General features: G+C 40.2%; 16 protein-coding genes. 14 read left to right on the forward strand and 2 right to left on the reverse strand.

The window, feature by feature from the left end:
* Positions 1-61: 61 nt before the first annotated feature.
* The 4 genes from Aru01_RS01565 to Aru01_RS01580 are packed head-to-tail and all read left to right on the forward strand — an operon-like array spanning position 62 to position 4539.
* Positions 62-1486 (forward strand): C13 family peptidase, encoded by a 1425-nt coding sequence (locus Aru01_RS01565; protein ID WP_016657366.1) that lies wholly within the window; start codon positions 62-64, stop codon positions 1484-1486.
* 12 nt (positions 1487-1498) lie between these two features.
* Positions 1499-2329, forward strand: a complete 831-nt coding sequence (gene fghA, locus Aru01_RS01570) for an S-formylglutathione hydrolase (protein WP_016657365.1) — start codon at positions 1499-1501, stop codon at positions 2327-2329.
* Between the two features lie 54 nt (positions 2330-2383).
* Entirely contained in the window at positions 2384-3484 is a 1101-nt protein-coding gene (locus tag Aru01_RS01575) for a YjgN family protein (protein WP_016657364.1), read from the forward strand.
* Positions 3485-3501: 17 nt separating this feature from the next.
* Positions 3502-4539 (forward strand): M48 family metallopeptidase, encoded by a 1038-nt coding sequence (locus tag Aru01_RS01580; RefSeq protein WP_016657363.1) that lies wholly within the window; start codon positions 3502-3504, stop codon positions 4537-4539.
* Positions 4540-4602: 63 nt separating this feature from the next.
* Here the strand turns inward: Aru01_RS01580 and Aru01_RS01585 are convergent, their stop codons facing one another.
* Positions 4603-4905 (reverse strand): DUF2218 domain-containing protein, encoded by a 303-nt coding sequence (locus Aru01_RS01585; RefSeq protein WP_016657362.1) that lies wholly within the window; start codon positions 4903-4905, stop codon positions 4603-4605.
* A 161-nt stretch (positions 4906-5066) separates the two neighbouring features.
* On the opposite strand from Aru01_RS01585, the gene rpe reads away from it, so the two are divergent.
* The 7 genes from rpe to Aru01_RS01620 all read left to right on the forward strand — a co-directional run bounded on the left by rpe (position 5067) and on the right by Aru01_RS01620 (position 12245).
* Positions 5067-5753 carry a ribulose-phosphate 3-epimerase gene (rpe, locus tag Aru01_RS01590; protein WP_016657361.1) on the forward strand — a complete coding sequence of 229 codons (687 nt, stop codon included), beginning with the start codon at positions 5067-5069 and terminating at the stop codon, positions 5751-5753.
* 344 nt (positions 5754-6097) lie between these two features.
* Positions 6098-6571, forward strand: a complete 474-nt coding sequence (locus tag Aru01_RS01595; protein ID WP_016657360.1) for a hypothetical protein — start codon at positions 6098-6100, stop codon at positions 6569-6571.
* 49 nt (positions 6572-6620) lie between these two features.
* On the forward strand, positions 6621-8462 hold the full coding sequence (locus Aru01_RS01600; protein ID WP_016657359.1) for a copper resistance system multicopper oxidase: 1842 nt from the start codon (positions 6621-6623) through the stop codon (positions 8460-8462).
* A complete protein-coding gene (locus Aru01_RS01605; RefSeq protein ID WP_016657358.1) occupies positions 8452-9267 on the forward strand; it encodes a copper resistance protein B in 816 nt (271 codons plus the stop codon). Before Aru01_RS01600 ends, Aru01_RS01605 begins: the two co-directional genes overlap by 11 nt.
* Positions 9268-9460: 193 nt before the next feature.
* Entirely contained in the window at positions 9461-9778 is a 318-nt protein-coding gene (sugE, locus tag Aru01_RS01610; RefSeq protein WP_016657357.1) for a quaternary ammonium compound efflux SMR transporter SugE, read from the forward strand.
* A gap of 30 nt (positions 9779-9808) precedes the next feature.
* Positions 9809-10288, forward strand: coding sequence for a methylated-DNA--[protein]-cysteine S-methyltransferase (locus Aru01_RS01615; RefSeq protein ID WP_016657356.1), 480 nt, complete (start codon positions 9809-9811; stop codon positions 10286-10288).
* Positions 10289-10523: 235 nt separating this feature from the next.
* Positions 10524-12245: a ubiquinone-dependent pyruvate dehydrogenase gene (locus tag Aru01_RS01620; RefSeq protein ID WP_016657355.1), complete on the forward strand. Its 1722-nt coding sequence runs from the start codon at positions 10524-10526 to the stop codon at positions 12243-12245.
* Positions 12246-12319: 74 nt separating this feature from the next.
* Here the strand turns inward: Aru01_RS01620 and Aru01_RS01625 are convergent, their stop codons facing one another.
* A complete protein-coding gene (locus Aru01_RS01625; protein WP_040331403.1) occupies positions 12320-13087 on the reverse strand; it encodes a hydroxymethylpyrimidine/phosphomethylpyrimidine kinase in 768 nt (255 codons plus the stop codon).
* An 87-nt stretch (positions 13088-13174) separates the two neighbouring features.
* Between Aru01_RS01625 and Aru01_RS01630 the strand changes: the two genes are divergently transcribed.
* The 3 genes from Aru01_RS01630 (at position 13175) to Aru01_RS01640 (ending at position 15814) form a co-directional block, all read left to right on the forward strand.
* Positions 13175-13819, forward strand: a complete 645-nt coding sequence (locus Aru01_RS01630; protein ID WP_016657353.1) for an HAD-IA family hydrolase — start codon at positions 13175-13177, stop codon at positions 13817-13819.
* Between the two features lie 205 nt (positions 13820-14024).
* Positions 14025-14501 carry a copper resistance protein NlpE N-terminal domain-containing protein gene (locus tag Aru01_RS01635; protein WP_016657352.1) on the forward strand — a complete coding sequence of 159 codons (477 nt, stop codon included), beginning with the start codon at positions 14025-14027 and terminating at the stop codon, positions 14499-14501.
* Between the two features lie 212 nt (positions 14502-14713).
* Positions 14714-15814, forward strand: a complete 1101-nt coding sequence (locus Aru01_RS01640) for an acyltransferase family protein (protein ID WP_016657351.1) — start codon at positions 14714-14716, stop codon at positions 15812-15814.
* Positions 15815-16367 lie beyond the last annotated feature (553 nt).

Raw genomic sequence — 16367 nt, forward strand, 5'->3', positions numbered from 1 at the left:
CGGTTCATGTTTACATGAGTCAAAATATGAAGAGAAGCCTTAGGCCTTAACTGAAAAATCTATGATCGATCTCAAACCCTCAATTAATTTTTGGCATGATTTAAACAGTAACCAACGTGCTGGTTTATGGTTATTTTTAGGCTCAAGAAAATCACTGCAAATTGTGCGACCGTCTATCGTACAGTTATTGTTTTGGGGGATTTTGGGGGGCGCAGCCAATACATTATTTAGTTGGCTGTCTACAGGTACTCAAGGTTATTTTAACCAACAAGGTTTAGTCAGTTATGCATTGTGGCCGTTTATTGCTCTGATTGTTGGGATATTTTTATCACAACGTGTCAATAACGCACGGCTTATGTTAGTCCCTGCAATACTCTGGCTTGTGCTTGATACACACATTGCGATACTGCAAAGCATTATTCAATATCTCTTGGTTTTAGACCTCCTTCCTGAGTTTTTTTACGATTATTTACCACTGGTCTTTATGCTGTTCTTTGTTTGGCAGAGTTTGGCCGTAGTTTGGGTATTTGCACGTGAATTACAATGGCCGTGGTGGGAGCGTGCGCTGATCATGGTGGGTACTTTGATTACCTTGATGGTGTGGCAAACCTCAGCGCGGGATCAACCAATTTTTAAAACAATCACTACACAACCGAGTATTTCAGAAAAAGCTTTTTATGCGCAAAGCAGGTTGTTAAATACTGAATTGGAACAAGTACAGTTAGGTGAGTTCGCACAAACTAAATGGTATTTTCTTGGTGTAGCAGGAGCTGGCTATCAGGATGTTTTTAAAATAGAAATTGAACGAATCAAACAACAATTTGATACACGTTTTGCCACTTTAGGGCGTTCTGTTGAATTGGTAAATAATCCCGATACATGGACTGAAGCACCTATTGCCTCCAAGACCAGCATTGAACAGGCATTAAATCGTATTGGCCAACAAATGAATCCAGAAAGTGATGTGCTCTTTTTATATATGACATCGCATGGTTTGGCCAATCAGTTTGAACTGAGCAATGACCCGATTGATCTTGATGATGTTGATCCAAAATGGTTGCGTGATGTGCTTGATAAGTCACGCATTCGTTGGAAAGTTATTGTAATTTCTGCATGTTATTCAGGAAGTTTTATACCTGCATTACAGTCACCAGATACATTGATTATTACTGCTTCAGCAGCAGACCGTGCTTCATTTGGCTGTTCAAATGAAGCGGATTATACGTATTTTGGCCGTGCGCTTTTTGAAATGGCGATGCGAGATAATACCTCACTCAAAGCCAGTTTCAAGCAAGCGTCTGAAACTGTGGCGAAATGGGAAAGTGCACAAGGTTTTGAACCCTCAGAGCCACAGTGGGTGATTGGTAAAAATATGGAGTTAATGTTGCCTCAGTTAGAGCAACATCTCTTTCCTCAAAAAACAGCAATCACTACAGCAACAGAACAAATAACACCAGTGCAAACTATACAGACAGCACAGCCATAAGAGATGAGAGCAATGGAAAAAATTGAACAACATAACTGCTTTTCAGGTGTACAGCTGGTGTATAAACATCTGTCGGAAGTATTGAAATGTTCAATGAATTTTTCAATCTTTGTACCCGCACATGAAGAACATGAAAAGTTACCAGTCATCTACTGGCTTTCGGGTTTGACCTGTAATGAACAAAATTTTATAACCAAGGCCGGTGCACAAAAATATGCTTCTGAGCATAAGGTGATCATTGTTGCGCCAGATACCAGTCCACGTGGTGCTGATGTCGCTGACGATGCTGCTTATGATTTAGGACAAGGGGCCGGTTTTTATCTCAACGCGACGCAAGCACCATGGTCTAAGCATTATCAGATGTACGACTATATTGTGCATGAGCTGAGACAATTGATTGATCAGCATTTTTCTACAAATGGTAAACAGAGCATTATGGGCCATAGTATGGGTGGTCATGGTGCTTTGGTTATTGGATTAAAAAATCCTGAACTATATCACAGCATTTCTGCATTTTCTCCAATTGTATCGCCAAGCCAAGTACCATGGGGCATACAGGCATTTACAGCCTATTTAGGTGCAGATCAACAGACTTGGAAAGCATATGATGCTGTTGAATTGGTGAAAACTTGTCAAGTACAATTGCCGCTCTTGATTGATCAAGGTACTGCAGATAGCTTTTTACAAGAACAACTTAAACCTGAATTACTTCATCAGGTTTGCGTAGAAAAAAACTATCCACTCACACTCAATATGCGTGAGGGCTTTGACCATAGTTATTACTTTATAGCGAGCTATATTGAAAGTCATATTGCCTTTCATGCTCGAATTTTACGGGGATAAATCCAGTAACGTGTTGATCAGCAACGGTTGTACTGGGTTTATACAGGACACTGCATGCAGCAACACATACATGATCAGGCGGCAACACAGCCGCCCAATTTACCTTCAGCACTACCCCCTTTGGGGATGAGTCCTTTCGGTTCTCCTTCAGCACCACCTGTCTATCGTTTTAAATTTCATGGCAATGCTTCAGAGTATTTTGGAATTTGGATCGTCAATATTATCTTAACCATTATCACGTTGAGCCTTTACTCACCTTGGGCAAAAGTACGACGTTTACGTTATTTTTATCAAAATACTGAATTTGCTCAACGTCGTTTTGACTTTACCGGTATTCCCAAAAAAATCTTGGTGGGGCGTTTAATTGCAATCGGTGTTTGGCTGGGTGCGAGCTCATTAGGCTATTGGTCACCTCGACTTGCTCCTTATGGTGTGGTGATTCTTTATTTGGCTATGCCTTGGCTACTACGCGCTACCATGCGTTTTACGGCACGTAATAGTAAATTGGGGAATAGTCGTTTTTATTTTTCAGGTACTACACGTCGTGTCTATGGACAATTTGTCCTCGCAATCTTGATTACCATAGTTACATTAGGCTTATTTGCACCCGTCACTATTTGGTTATATAAGCGCTACTGTTTTGATCATCTTTATGCGGGGCAACTGCAATTTAAACTGGATAATGATTGGTTTCATTATATGAGTGCAGTCTATGTACCACTGGGCATTGCTATCGTGATGTTCGTTGTTCTGATCTTTTTTGGGATTGGCGCAAGTTTTAGTGGTATGAATGAAGATGTCATCACGATGATGGTCCTGATTTATTTTGCTTTTATTGTGATTGTAGGACCACTGATATTGGCACGAATTTATATTGCGACTTGGAATCATATAAAGGTGGGCAATAGTCGCTTTAAAACCGAATGTAATCAGTGGCGCTATAGTTGGATTTTAGCGACCAACTGGGTGGCACGGATGCTAAGCTTTGGCTTATTAACACCTTGGGCAGCCATCCGTTTACATCGTTATCAAGTAGAGTCACTGTGTTTATATTTAGAAGATGATCCAGACCAAATGTTGAATATGGTACAAAAAGATCATAATGCGATAGCTGAAGAAATCTCAGATATCTTTGATCTTGATATTTCACTTTAACTGTAGGATTTAAGCTGATGCAAATTGTTCAAGTGATATTTTATGATGGTATTGTGGCCAAACCACATCAGGCTCAACTATTACTGATTGATCCTGAACAATTTGAAATACACTATATGGTGGAGGGGCGTAAAGTCATCCACCGTATACGTCGTGAAGAGATGGAACTCCTAGGTGCAATTGGTGATAATCATCCCGCAATCGAGCTAAATAACGATGCTCGTATTGAGTTTTTAAGTCGTGACCTGCCTGAGATGTTTAAGCTTAAACAACAAAAACTACAGCAGAAGATATGGCATTTAGAACGCAGCCCAAGTTTGATTGCTTTCAGTTTAATTTTTATGGTGGGCTTTATCTTTGTCCTCGTACGCTGGGGAGTGCCATTTGCCGCATATCATATTGCCATGCAATTGCCTGCATCCACACTCAATGAGATCGGGGGGCAATCTGAGCAGTATGTCTTTGAACAGACTCAACCAAGTCAGCTTTCTACTGCAAGGCAGTCACAACTCAAGCAGGCTTATGCAGCACTCATTCAACCCGATCAACCTGCTAAATTGTTATTTAGAAAGGGCGATGCGCTGTCTGCCAATGCCTTAGCCTTACCGAATAACACGATTATTGTGACTGATGAGCTAGTGGCCTTGGCGAAAGATGATCAAGAGATTTTAGGCGTGCTTGCACATGAACAAGGCCACTTAAAACATCGCCATAGTTTACAACAAGCGATTGCAGGTTTAGGTGTAGGTGCAGTCATCATGATGATTAGTGGTGACGGCTCCGATTTATTAAACAGCATACCTATGCTTTTGGCTGGAGCAAAGTTTTCACGTAATTTTGAGCAAGACGCTGACTTATACGCACTCAATCAAATGCAACAACGTAAAATAGATGTCATGCATTATGCGAATTTCTTAAAACGCCTTGAAGAGCAGAGTGCAGAAGACTCTAAAGGCAGTAATTGGACACAGATACTTTCCACCCATCCAATCACTCAGGATCGGATTCAGATGGTTTTGGACTTTAAGGCGAAGCAAGCTCAGTCGCCAAAGTAGAAATCAAGATTTCTAGTCGGTCACAATGACATGAGCATTTTAAATTCGCTATCAAATATGTGCTTAGCCGTCTTGGCGTTGCCACTCAACTTGAAACTCTTGGTGGGCCATACGGTTAAGATGATCCAATACCACTCGTTCAAGCTTAGCGTAATCTTCTGTTTGAGTTTCAATCGTCACATGAAGGCCACTTTGTAGTGCTTGAAGGCTAACACTGGCTTCAGGCATATGAATTATTTGTTGGTATTCATTTGTTTGTTCAATTTGGAATTTATGCTTCCAATGGTTAACTAGGCGTTTGGCAATGCGCTGAGCCTCTTGTTGTATATCGGAATGTTCTAAGTGAATCTGCGTGCTTGTTTTCATGCCATGTACTCTGTAGGACAATAACTTTTTAGCCTAACAAATTAACCTATTATTATATATAGAATTTCTGAAACACAGCATTGCAGTTTATGGAGTAGGGCTGCACAAAGAGAGTGAAAAGTTTTATACTGAGGCACTTTTATACATACGCCAGGAAAACCATGTCCAAGCCTTATCTCATTGCACCTTCTATCTTATCTGCAGACTTTGCTCGTTTAGGTGAGGATGTCGAACGTGTACTTGAAGCTGGAGCTGATGTTGTGCATTTTGACGTCATGGATAATCACTATGTGCCAAATTTAACTTTTGGTGCACATATTTGTACAGCATTAAAAAAATATGGCATTAAAGCACCAATTGATGTGCATTTAATGGTGAGCCCTGTTGATCGTATCATTGGGGATTTCCTTGATGCAGGTGCAGATATTATTACTTTCCATCCTGAGGCGAGTCATCATATCGATCGTTCATTACAATTGATTAAATCTGGTGGGGCAAAAGCGGGTTTGGTGTTTAACCCTGCGACACCTTTACATCATTTAGACTACGTGTTGGATAAAGTAGATCAAATCTTGATTATGAGCGTCAACCCAGGTTTTGGTGGACAGAAATTTATTCCTGGTACTTTAGAAAAATTGCGTCAAGCACGAAAAATTATCGATGCTTCGGGTCGTGATATTCGTTTAGAAGTTGATGGGGGGGTAGGTCCTGCCAATATTCGCGAGATCGCAGAAGCGGGTGCAGACATGTTTGTTGCTGGATCGGCAATTTTTAATCAGCCAGATTATCAAGTTGTGATTGATCAAATGCGTGCAGAATTAGCTCAAGTGGGTCAACTGAATACCTGATCATTTGAACTAAAAAGTTCTCAAATTTTTAAAAAATGAGTCAAAAATAATACCCGAAATATTTCGGGTATTTTTTATAGGAGACATATCCATAATGCCCTGTGGATAACTTTGACGATAACTATGTGGGTAACTGTGTTGATAAGCCTATGTATAACTTGTTCATAACTTAAACAACTCGTGAATCTTGTAAAACCCATAAAATTTTTAGCTGTCAATGTTTAAACTAATTTATTGTTTGCTTTATTTTACATTTTCCCAAAAAAGTTGAGAGTTAAAATAGTTTTGTTTAGTATGGGGGCAGATCTTATTGATCTATCCAGATTAACGTTATTGGATGTCTGATGAATTTCACACAATACTGCAAACACACTTGGTTTGTTGTGCTTATGGTTTTTGCCATAGGCTGCAGTGCTGTGTCTCATGCATTTTCTCAACCCATGCATGCGCTTATGGGAAATGCTCTAGATCAATCTGCTCACTGTATGCAGATGAGTGGTTCAGTACATCATTCAGATGATCAGAAGGCCCACGGCGAACATAATAATACTCAACATCAGGATCATAACGCCGTTAAACATGCTGTAAGTCAACTCAGTATTTGCCAAGCAGGTGATACAAGTTTTAGCTCTGCTATGCAAAGCTGTGCTGATTGTAGTGCGGCCTATTGTCAAGTGAGTAATTTGGCTGTCACTCAGCAAGCAGTTGCTTTAGCTGTGCCAATTTTTTCTCCGATGACTCATCATCTGTTGGGTAGATATAAGGCCCAACATCTCGTCGGTTTTAATCAAGAGATTCTCCGTCCACCACGTGCTTAATCCGTTCATTTAATATTTTTAACCTTTTTAAATATTTACGGATTAAGTTATGTCTATATCTATACCTAGAGCCCTGGTCTTGGGCGTATGTCTATTCAGTTCAAACTGGGTTGTTGCAGCAGTACGTGAATATCAGCTGACGATTGATAAAAACATGGTCAACGTCACAGGTAAACCTTTATTAAGAATGACTGTGAATGGTCAAATGCCTGCGCCTTTACTTGAATTTGAAGAAGGTGATGAGGCGGTTATTCGAGTACGCAACAACCTGAAAAATGAAGATACTTCTGTACATTGGCATGGTTTGTTATTGCCTGGAATTATGGATGGTGTTCCTGGTTTCAATGGCTTTAATGGTATTAAACCGCAGTCAGAATTTGTCTACCGTTTTAAAGTACGGCAAAGCGGTACCTATTGGTATCATTCGCATTCTAAAGGCCAAGAACAAGATGGCTTATATGGACCATTGGTGATTTATCCGAAAGGAAAAATGCCACTTGCTCAGCATGAAGCTGCACAGCGTGATTATGTGGTGATGCTCTCTGATTTTCATGAGTCCACCAGTGCACAGATCATGAAGAACCTGAAAAAATCTGCTGAATATTATCAAGATCAGCGTGAAACTTTGTCTGATGTCTACCGTCAGTTTAAGCAACAGGGTTTTAAAAGTGCTTGGCAAGATCGAAGTATGTGGAACAAGATGCGCATGCTGAAAACGGATATGTCTGATGTCACAGGTTATACCTTCTTAGTCAATGGTAAAACTCCAGAACAAAACTGGACAGGAAGTTTTGCCAGTAATGAAAAGGTTCGATTACGCTTTATTAATGCTTCTGCAATGTCTTTCTTTGATGTCAATATTCCAAATCTGAAAATGACAGTGGTTGCAGCAGATGGTCAGCCTGTTAAACCAGTGAGTGTTGATGAATTCCGTATTGGTACAGCAGAAACATATGATGTGTTGGTTGAGCCAACAGCTGAGCGTTATCAGATTGAAGCAGAATCGATTGACCGTAGTGGTTTTGCCATTGGAACTCTGCAAAACCAAAAGCTTCAAACAATACAGCCGATCCAAATGCCTGTAGCACGTCCTCGTTCTGTCTTGACCATGGAAGATATGGGCGGACATGCAGGTATGGATCACTCTAAGATGAGTGGAATGGATCACTCTAAGATGGGTGGAATGGATCACTCTAAGATGAGTGGCATGGATCATTCAAACATGAATGATATGGATCATTCTAAAATGAGTGGCATGGATCATTCTAAGATGAATGATATGGATCACTCTAAGATGAGTGGCATGGATCATTCTAAGATGAGTGGTATGGCTGCTGCTCAGAATACGACTGCAACTGTGTTGCCACCACAAGGATGGGCAAATGCTTCTACACCAGTAGGGCATAAGGCTTTGCAATATAGTGATTTAAAATCATTAACCCCACAAAAAGATCAACGTGCGGCAGAGCGGGAATTAGTGGTGCATTTGGGCGGAACCATGGAGCGCTATATTTGGACCATTAATGGTAAAAAGTTTACCGATATGGAACCTTTAGAAGTGAAATATGGTGAGCGAATCCGACTCAAATTTGTCAACGACAGTATGATGGCGCACCCTATGCATTTACATGGCATGTTTATGCAGCTTGAAAATGGCCAATCGAGCGAAGATATGCCGAATAAACATACCTTGATTGTTCCACCGGGTAAAACCGTGACAGCGCTTTTGACTGCTGATGAAATCGGAGAATGGGCAATCCATTGCCATTTGCTGTATCACATGAGTGCAGGGATGATGAGTAAATTGGTTGTTGCCAAAGTTGACGACCAGGCAACTGTAACGCCTGTAACTCAGGCTGTAGCGGAGCAAGGAGCCCATCATGCGCACTAATACTTTTTATTTTGCTTTTGTAGCAAGTACAAGCTTGATGTGGAGTACATCGAGTTTTGCTCAAGATATGGATCTTCATCAGCAACATGACGTCATCGCAAATACCCAGATCGATCAGTCCGTTGAGGCTTTTGATCATAAAGCGCATGCAAAAGAACACGGTGGACAAAACTATCAATTGACCACGATTGAAAGTAAATGGACGCAAAACAAGTCAGGTCATGGGGCGGTACAATCAGAGTTAGAAACTTGGTTTGGTGGTGATATCCATAAAATTTTTTTTAGAGCAGCGCATGAAAAGGCCGAGTCAGAACAATCTAGTTATAGCAGCGAACTATTATATAGCCGAAATATAGCTGATTTTTGGGATATGCAGGCGGGTGTGCGTTATCGATATGACGATGCAAAAACCACAGATAAAGATCAGGTTGATGCCGTAGTTGGGCTTTATGGTATGGCGCAGTATTTCTTTGAAACAGAAGCATACCTTTATGCAGGCCAAGACCAGCGCTGGAGTATGAGTTTACATAGTGAACGTGATATTTTATTAACGCAAAAACTCATCGTACAACCTTATGTTGGGGCTGATATTGTACTGCGTGACCAATCAAAATTTGCTGAAAAATCAGGTTTAAGCTCTGTTGAAGCAGGACTTGAAACGCGATATGAAATAAGTAAGAAATTTATGCCTTTTATTGATGTATCTTATCAATATAAAAAGGGTGTAAAAGAAACACCTTGGCAGGCGGCAACAGCGACTGATAAAGATTGGTACTATGGAGCAGGATTACGGGTAAAGTTTTAATCCTACAGACTGCCTTCTTCACGATGTGAAGAGGGCAGTGTAAGGTAAAAACACTTGTCTTATGTGACAATCGACACTAAAATTAATTAAAATTTAATCAATACTTAAATTTTCTCATCAGGAGGAACGACCTCCCCCAAACTGGGAAAAATCGTCAGGACGACCTGACTTCATAAACAGAAGGAAAGGTATCATGGCCTGGATCGTACTTATTTTTGCGGGTATTTTTGAAATCGTTTGGGCATACTCCATGAAACTCTCAGATGGGTTTAGCAAGCTCACCCCGAGCGTGGTCACCATCTTTTTCATGATTTTAAGTTTTGCATTGTTGGCTTATGCCATGAAGACTTTACCTTTAGGTACGGCTTATACCATCTGGACAGGTATTGGTGCTATTGGTTCATTTCTGGTGGGTATATTTATTTTAGGTGAACCAGCTTCAGCAATGCGTATGCTTGCAGCAGTGTTGATTATCTCTGGTTTGCTGTTGATGAAATTGTCTTCATCATAACTGTTTAAGATCAGTCAAAAGCGAGCACTCATGCAGCTATATTTTAAATATATGGACTCACCTGTCGGGCAACTACAAATAGTTGCCCACAATCAAGCTTTAGTTGCAGTGAAATGGGACACTGAAGATCCTAAACGATTGCGTCTTGCAAGTTTACTTGAACACCCAACTCATCCGATTTTATTAAAAGTTGAACAGCAGTTGCATGAATATTTTCAAGGCCAACGTCAGGTTTTTGATTTGCCTTTAGATCTTGCTGGGACTGCATTTCAACAACAAGTTTGGCAAGCTTTACAAACTATTCCATATGGTGAAACACGTAGTTATAAAGAGATAGCTGAACAAATTGGCAATATAAAAGCAGTTCGTGCTGTTGGTGCTGCTAATGGTAAAAATCCAATTTCAATCATTGTACCTTGTCATCGAGTGATTGGTGCCAGCGGGCAATTGGTCGGTTTTGCTGGAGGTTTAGGTTATAAACAGACTTTACTTAGCATAGAGTCTAAATAAGACACTGTATTTATCGAGATTAATGTTGATTTCGATAAAATATGTTTACAAAAAATCACAGAGCGACTGTATGGGTTCGCCAATGATTCCATCACTATTTCTAGTGAGTTGTTTTGGATGAGTCACTTTACTTATTCAACGATTTCAATTCATCCATTATTCAATAAACACTCAAATTCATTATTAAAAAGACCATTCAATTGCAATAACACAAACTAAGTACAGGATAAATAAAATGCTGACGAAGAATGTAACCGATATTATGGTTGAAGTATTAGAACAAGCGGGTGTAAGACATTGTTATGGTATCGTCGGAGATACACTCAATCATTTTACCGATTCAATAGCGAAGAGTAATATTGCTTGGGTGCATGTCAGGCATGAAGAAGTGGGTGGTTTTGCAGCAGGTGCTGATGCCATGATGAGTGGTCACCTTACTGCTTGTGCTGGCTCATGTGGTCCTGGAAGTTTACATTTTATTAATGGTTTATTTGAATCACATCGCAACCGCTCTCCAGTAGTTCTGATCGCAAGCCAGTTGGCTACAGATCAAGCAGGTTATATCGATTTCCCACAATACGTCGATTTTAAAAGTATTTATAAGCAGTGTTCTGTATTTTGTGAAGAAATCACAGACGCCAACCAAACCCAACATATTATGACATTGGCTTGTCAGAGTGCGATCAGTAAACGTGGTGTAGCGGTTGTGATTATGCCAGTCAATGTGAGTCGGCAACAGGTAAAAAGTGGTTTAGCCTACCAATTACAACTGGCCCAACCTGTTTGTACCCCATCACAGCAAGAGCTCAATCGTATTAAAGAGTTACTTAATCAGCATAGTAAAGTGACGATCTATGCAGGGATTGGTTGTGAACATGCACATGATCAAGTCGTGCGATTGGCGGAACAACTCAATGCACCTGTTGTCCATACATCAAGAGCAAAAGATTTTATTGAATACGCAAATCCTTTCAATATGGGTATGAATGGTATGTTTGGCAACAAAGCAGGATTACATGCCATTATGGAATGTGAAGTCTTGTTGTTGTTAGGTGCCGACTTTGCTTGGCCTGAGTATTATCCTAAACAGGCAAAGATCATTCAAATTGATATTGATATGATGCATTTGGGTCGACGCCATCCGATAGCATTTGGTGCTGTGGGAGATATTAAACCCAGTTTAGATGCGTTACTGCCGTTGCTAGAGAAAAAATCATCAAGCAGTTTCTTAGAAAAATGTTTGGTATTAAAAGAAGAAAGTGATGTAGCAAGACGTAAAGAAGAGCGAGTCGGTAAAGAGGGCTTGATTCATCCGCAATACTTAGTCTCCCTAATTAATCAGTATGCTGATGACGATGCTTTTTTTACAGCAGATGGCGGTTCACCGATTATTTGGTTATTACGACATATTGATGTAAATGGCCAGCGCCGTACATTAACCAGCTTATTACATGGAACAATGGCCAATGCAATGCCACAAGCTTTAGGGATTCAAAAAGCATTTCCACAGCGACAGGTCATTGCGATTTGTGGTGATGGTGGTCTAGCGATGTTACTCGGCGACTTACTGACCTGTATTCAAGAAAAATTACCGATCAAAATAGTCGTTATCAATAACAGTTCACTGAACTTTGTCGAATTAGAGCAGAAAGTAGAGGGGTTATTGGATAATTTTACTTATCTACAAAACCCTGATTTTGGGCATGTGGCTGAGGCCATTGGTTTAAAAGGTATGACTCAAACACACGGCGAAGGTTTGGAGCAGGCAGTACAAACATGGTTAGCCCATGATGGTCCTGCCTTATTGGATGTACATACCAACCCAATGGAGTTAGTGATGCCACCAGATCCAAACATAGGTCAAGTGACTTCAACATCAAAGTATGCGGTTAAAGCACTCTTGGCTGGTCGAGTGGATGATGTGAAAAGCTTATTGGTGAATAATTTTATTAAATAAAACCTTTCTCCATAAATATATATTTCATCCTTAAGTTGTTTGAGCGGGTGTAGATGCCTGAGTTCGCTCGGGCTCTAAAAGCGTTTTGGCATCTTTTGGCCATTTTCCACAGGGCTTTCAGCTTGCTGCAATACACCAAACAACCACGTTTCAGCATGTTGTACAGCAGTTTTTAATGCATCACCTTGAGCTAAACGTCCAGCGATAAAACTTGCTAAAGAGCAGCCAGAGCCATGGTATTCACCCGCTAAACGTGGACAACGTGATTCTGCAACTAATTCACCTGCAATATAAAGCGCATTACGAATATAGTCAGGGGTATCTTCATGACCGCCTTTGACTAATATTGCTTGAGCACCCATAGCGAATAGTTTTTGTGTGGCAAGCTCCAGATCATCTTCACCTGTTAAAGCACGCAGTTCTACAGTGTTAGGCGTTATCACAGTCGCTAAAGGAATGAGTTCAGCAAAGGCCTTGACAAAAGTGGCTTGATTGCCAAGTGAACCACCGCTATTGGCAACCAATACAGGGTCAAGCACGTATTGATAGTCTGGATGTTCAGCTAAAAATTCTGCCAAGGCAGCGATATTTTCAGTGGTGCCAAGCATTCCAGATTTGACACAGCGAATCGGTAAGTCTTTGACTACGGCATTGGCTTGGGCCAAAAGCAGTTGCTTGGATGCAGCTTCAAAACCAAAAACCTGTTGAGAGTTTTGAATGGTGAGGGCGGTACAGGCAATAGCAGCATGCGCACCACTTTGTCCAATGGATTCAATATCAGCTTGAATACCTGCACCACCAGAAGGGTCTAAACCAGAAAAACAAAGTACTGTTGCGCGCACCATGGTATCCTTATCGAAATTTAACTTGCTCTAGTATAAGCAAAGTTTGCATTACACTCGAGTAGTTCATTATTTTTGGATGTTGTCGTGATTAAAAATATTCTGATTGACCTAGATGGCACACTCACTGACCCTAAAGTGGGGATTACCACTTCGGCACGTTATGGCTTAAACAAAGTTGGATATTCATTACCAGCCGAAACCAATATCGACTGGATTATCGGCCCACCACTGAAAGCTTCATTGGCAAAAATTTTAAATGTTGCTGTTGATGATGATCGTGCTGAACAGGCTCTCTTGGGCTATCGAGAGCGCTTTGCTATAACAGGTTTATTTGAAAATACAGTGTTTCCAGATGTACAAACCACACTTGCTGTATTGCAGCATCAAGGCTTTCAATTATTTCTAGCGACAGCGAAACCGATCATTTATGCCCGACAAATCATGCAGCATTTCGAGCTAGATCAGTTTTTTACCGAACTCTATGGTAGTGAGCTTAATGGTGATCGTACCAATAAAGGTGATTTGATCGCTTATATTTTGGAGCAGCAACAACTTAAATCGACAGAGTGTTTAATGGTTGGTGATCGTGAACATGATATTTTGGGTGCAAGACGTCATGGTATTGAGACCATTGCTGTTGAATACGGGTATGGATCTCCCGAGGAATTAGATGAAGCTCAGCCAAAGGTACGAATTCAACAATTCTCACAGTTACTTGAGCATGTATGATTGTTTAAGCTGTTTGATATTGATTTTTAAGCAGACTCAAATCGTTTAGTACTGTCCCATGTTTGAGCATAATTTGTGCTCAAATTTTTCAGTAATTTTCGTTATAAATTTTCTATGAAAAATCGTATAGTGTGCGACGCAAACTGTGGCGATGAAGCTTCAGCTGATCTCTTTACAATATCTTGATTTAAGTGCATTAATTTAAATGAAAAATAAACCATTATTGACCTCATTATTGTGTGTCAGTCTAAACGTTGCTTGCTCAAAATCAGAATCAGAGCAAACACAAACTGTTCAATCTCAGAAAAACAATGATGCTTTGGCTACTCAAAAAGCCAGTCTTCGCCCAGAACTTCAGCCTTGGGTGGGACACTATCAAGCCGATACTCCTTGCAAAACGTGTATTACTCGTTGTGAGGGCTGTGAAGGTACACATGTCGATTTAAAACTTTATGCAGATCAAAGTTATCGCTTGGTGCGTGAGCGCAATGCTCAAGATGAACCTGCTGAACATCTTGCTGGGCGTTTCGTATTTTTGGATGCTGCTCAAGATAAAATCCAATTGGTCGGGACTTCACAGCGTGGACTGATAGTGAGGGCTGGTGATTTTACTGAGATATATAATCAAGACACTGGGCTGGCCTATGACAGTAGTGATGAGTTTATTTTAGAAAAAAGCTAATTTCGAATGAGTCAATCATTGATGCATTCAGCACCAATGAAATCAGCATAACGCTCAGTTGATCATAATGACCAATTGATCTTGCAATTGGACTCTGTACATTAGAAAGTTTGATCAATCTAACTCTATGAATAACTAAAGTTAAAAGATTGGTTGAAAGCTATTTCGTAAATCGTATTTAATAGCGGATCAATATATACACAGCTGATACGATGCGAAATTATAAAATTGATATTTTACGCGGAATCGCAATTGTTCTGGTGTTATTACACCACTTTAATATTCCTTATAAGTTGCACGATACACTGTTTGGTGTGCAAATTTTTGGGGAGAGCATTACGACATTGTTGGCACGTAATGGTAACTATGGTGTCACACTATTTTTTGTAATCTCTGGCTTTTTAATTACCCAACATAGTTTGCGCCGTGATAAACACCTAGCCAATATACGGATTAAGCCTTTTTATGTGCGGCGGATTGCGCGAATAATCCCGTGCTTATTATTGCTGATCAGTATGGTGACCATACTAGGAAGTTTTGGGTTAAAACCCTTTATCAATCAAGCTCCCAATGGTGTTGAAGTCTCTTATGCTTTAACTGTTTTTTCTGCACTGACCTTTTGGATGAATCTGCTGATCATTGAATATGGTTGGGTTAATTATGCCTATGGCGTACTTTGGTCATTGTCAGTTGAAGAAGTATTCTATGTGGTATTTCCGCTATTATGTCTTTTGCTTGGACGTGGTAAAGGGCTGATTTTATTGATGCTTGCAGTGATTGCTTATGCACCATATTTTCGTCACTTGCATTTTGGGCAAGAGAGTGGGGCTTATCTTTACCATTATTTTTCAAGTTTTGATGGTATTGCGATCGGCTGCCTGACTGCGTTGTTGTTACAACGCAAGTCAATTAGTGCCATGACGCAAAAGTTGTTGATTGTGGTGAGTTCTTTATTGATGGTGGTTTTATATCTCTATGCACCGATTATTGAAGTCAGTACATGGAGTATTAGCGTCTTTGCTTTATTGTCCGCAGTATTGATTTTTGCAGTGGCTCAAAAACCTGTCGCAACTGCTCCAGGACCAATGCGTGCAGCATGGGTATGGCTTGGACAACGTAGTTATGAGTTATATTTATTTCATTTAATTGTACTGGGTCTTATCAAGGTATTTTATTTTCCAAAAACAACGTTACCAGCAGAAAAGTTGATGTTGTTAGCGTTATTTTTTATTGCCAGTATTGTACTCAGTTGGGCGATTGAAAAATATTATTCTACCCCGCTAAATCGCTGGATTAGGCAGCGCTGGGAATAGAGAGCTATTATCATTCGCTTAAGATTTGATTAAAAAATAGTCTAATTTGTGCGCTTAAGCGCACATGAAATTGTGGTTTTAGCGGATTGGCAACCATGTCCATATTTTTTATGATGGCTACATACAGGAACAGGATGTTCCGGAACATAAAACAACAACAATAAGTTTTAGCATCAGGATGTGAGGCGCGACAGGAGTCATGCTTAACCCACAGATACAAAAAAGCCCAGATAGGATGTCTGGGCTTTTTTGTGTTTGTCATTTTGTTGATCTTTTACAGGTGTTTTTCTGTGAAAGGTTTTGAATGTCTTAATCGATTTCACCCCCCCTTAAAGCCCAGCACTCAGCATAGGTTTTAGATGCGAATTGATGTTTTATTCTTCTCGTCATGGGTGATGCCAAACTGATTGATATTGAGATAGTGATGAACATTTGCACAACTGCATCGCAAGCATCATCTGCTGGTTGATCTAAGTACATTGTCCAATGCACTGGATTGCAATGAGTAATTTTCATGTTTTGGTGAGGAAAGTTCGTTTTTATTCATGTATTT

It is taken from the genome of Acinetobacter rudis (assembly GCF_000829675.1).
Lineage (GTDB): Bacteria > Pseudomonadota > Gammaproteobacteria > Pseudomonadales > Moraxellaceae > Acinetobacter > Acinetobacter rudis.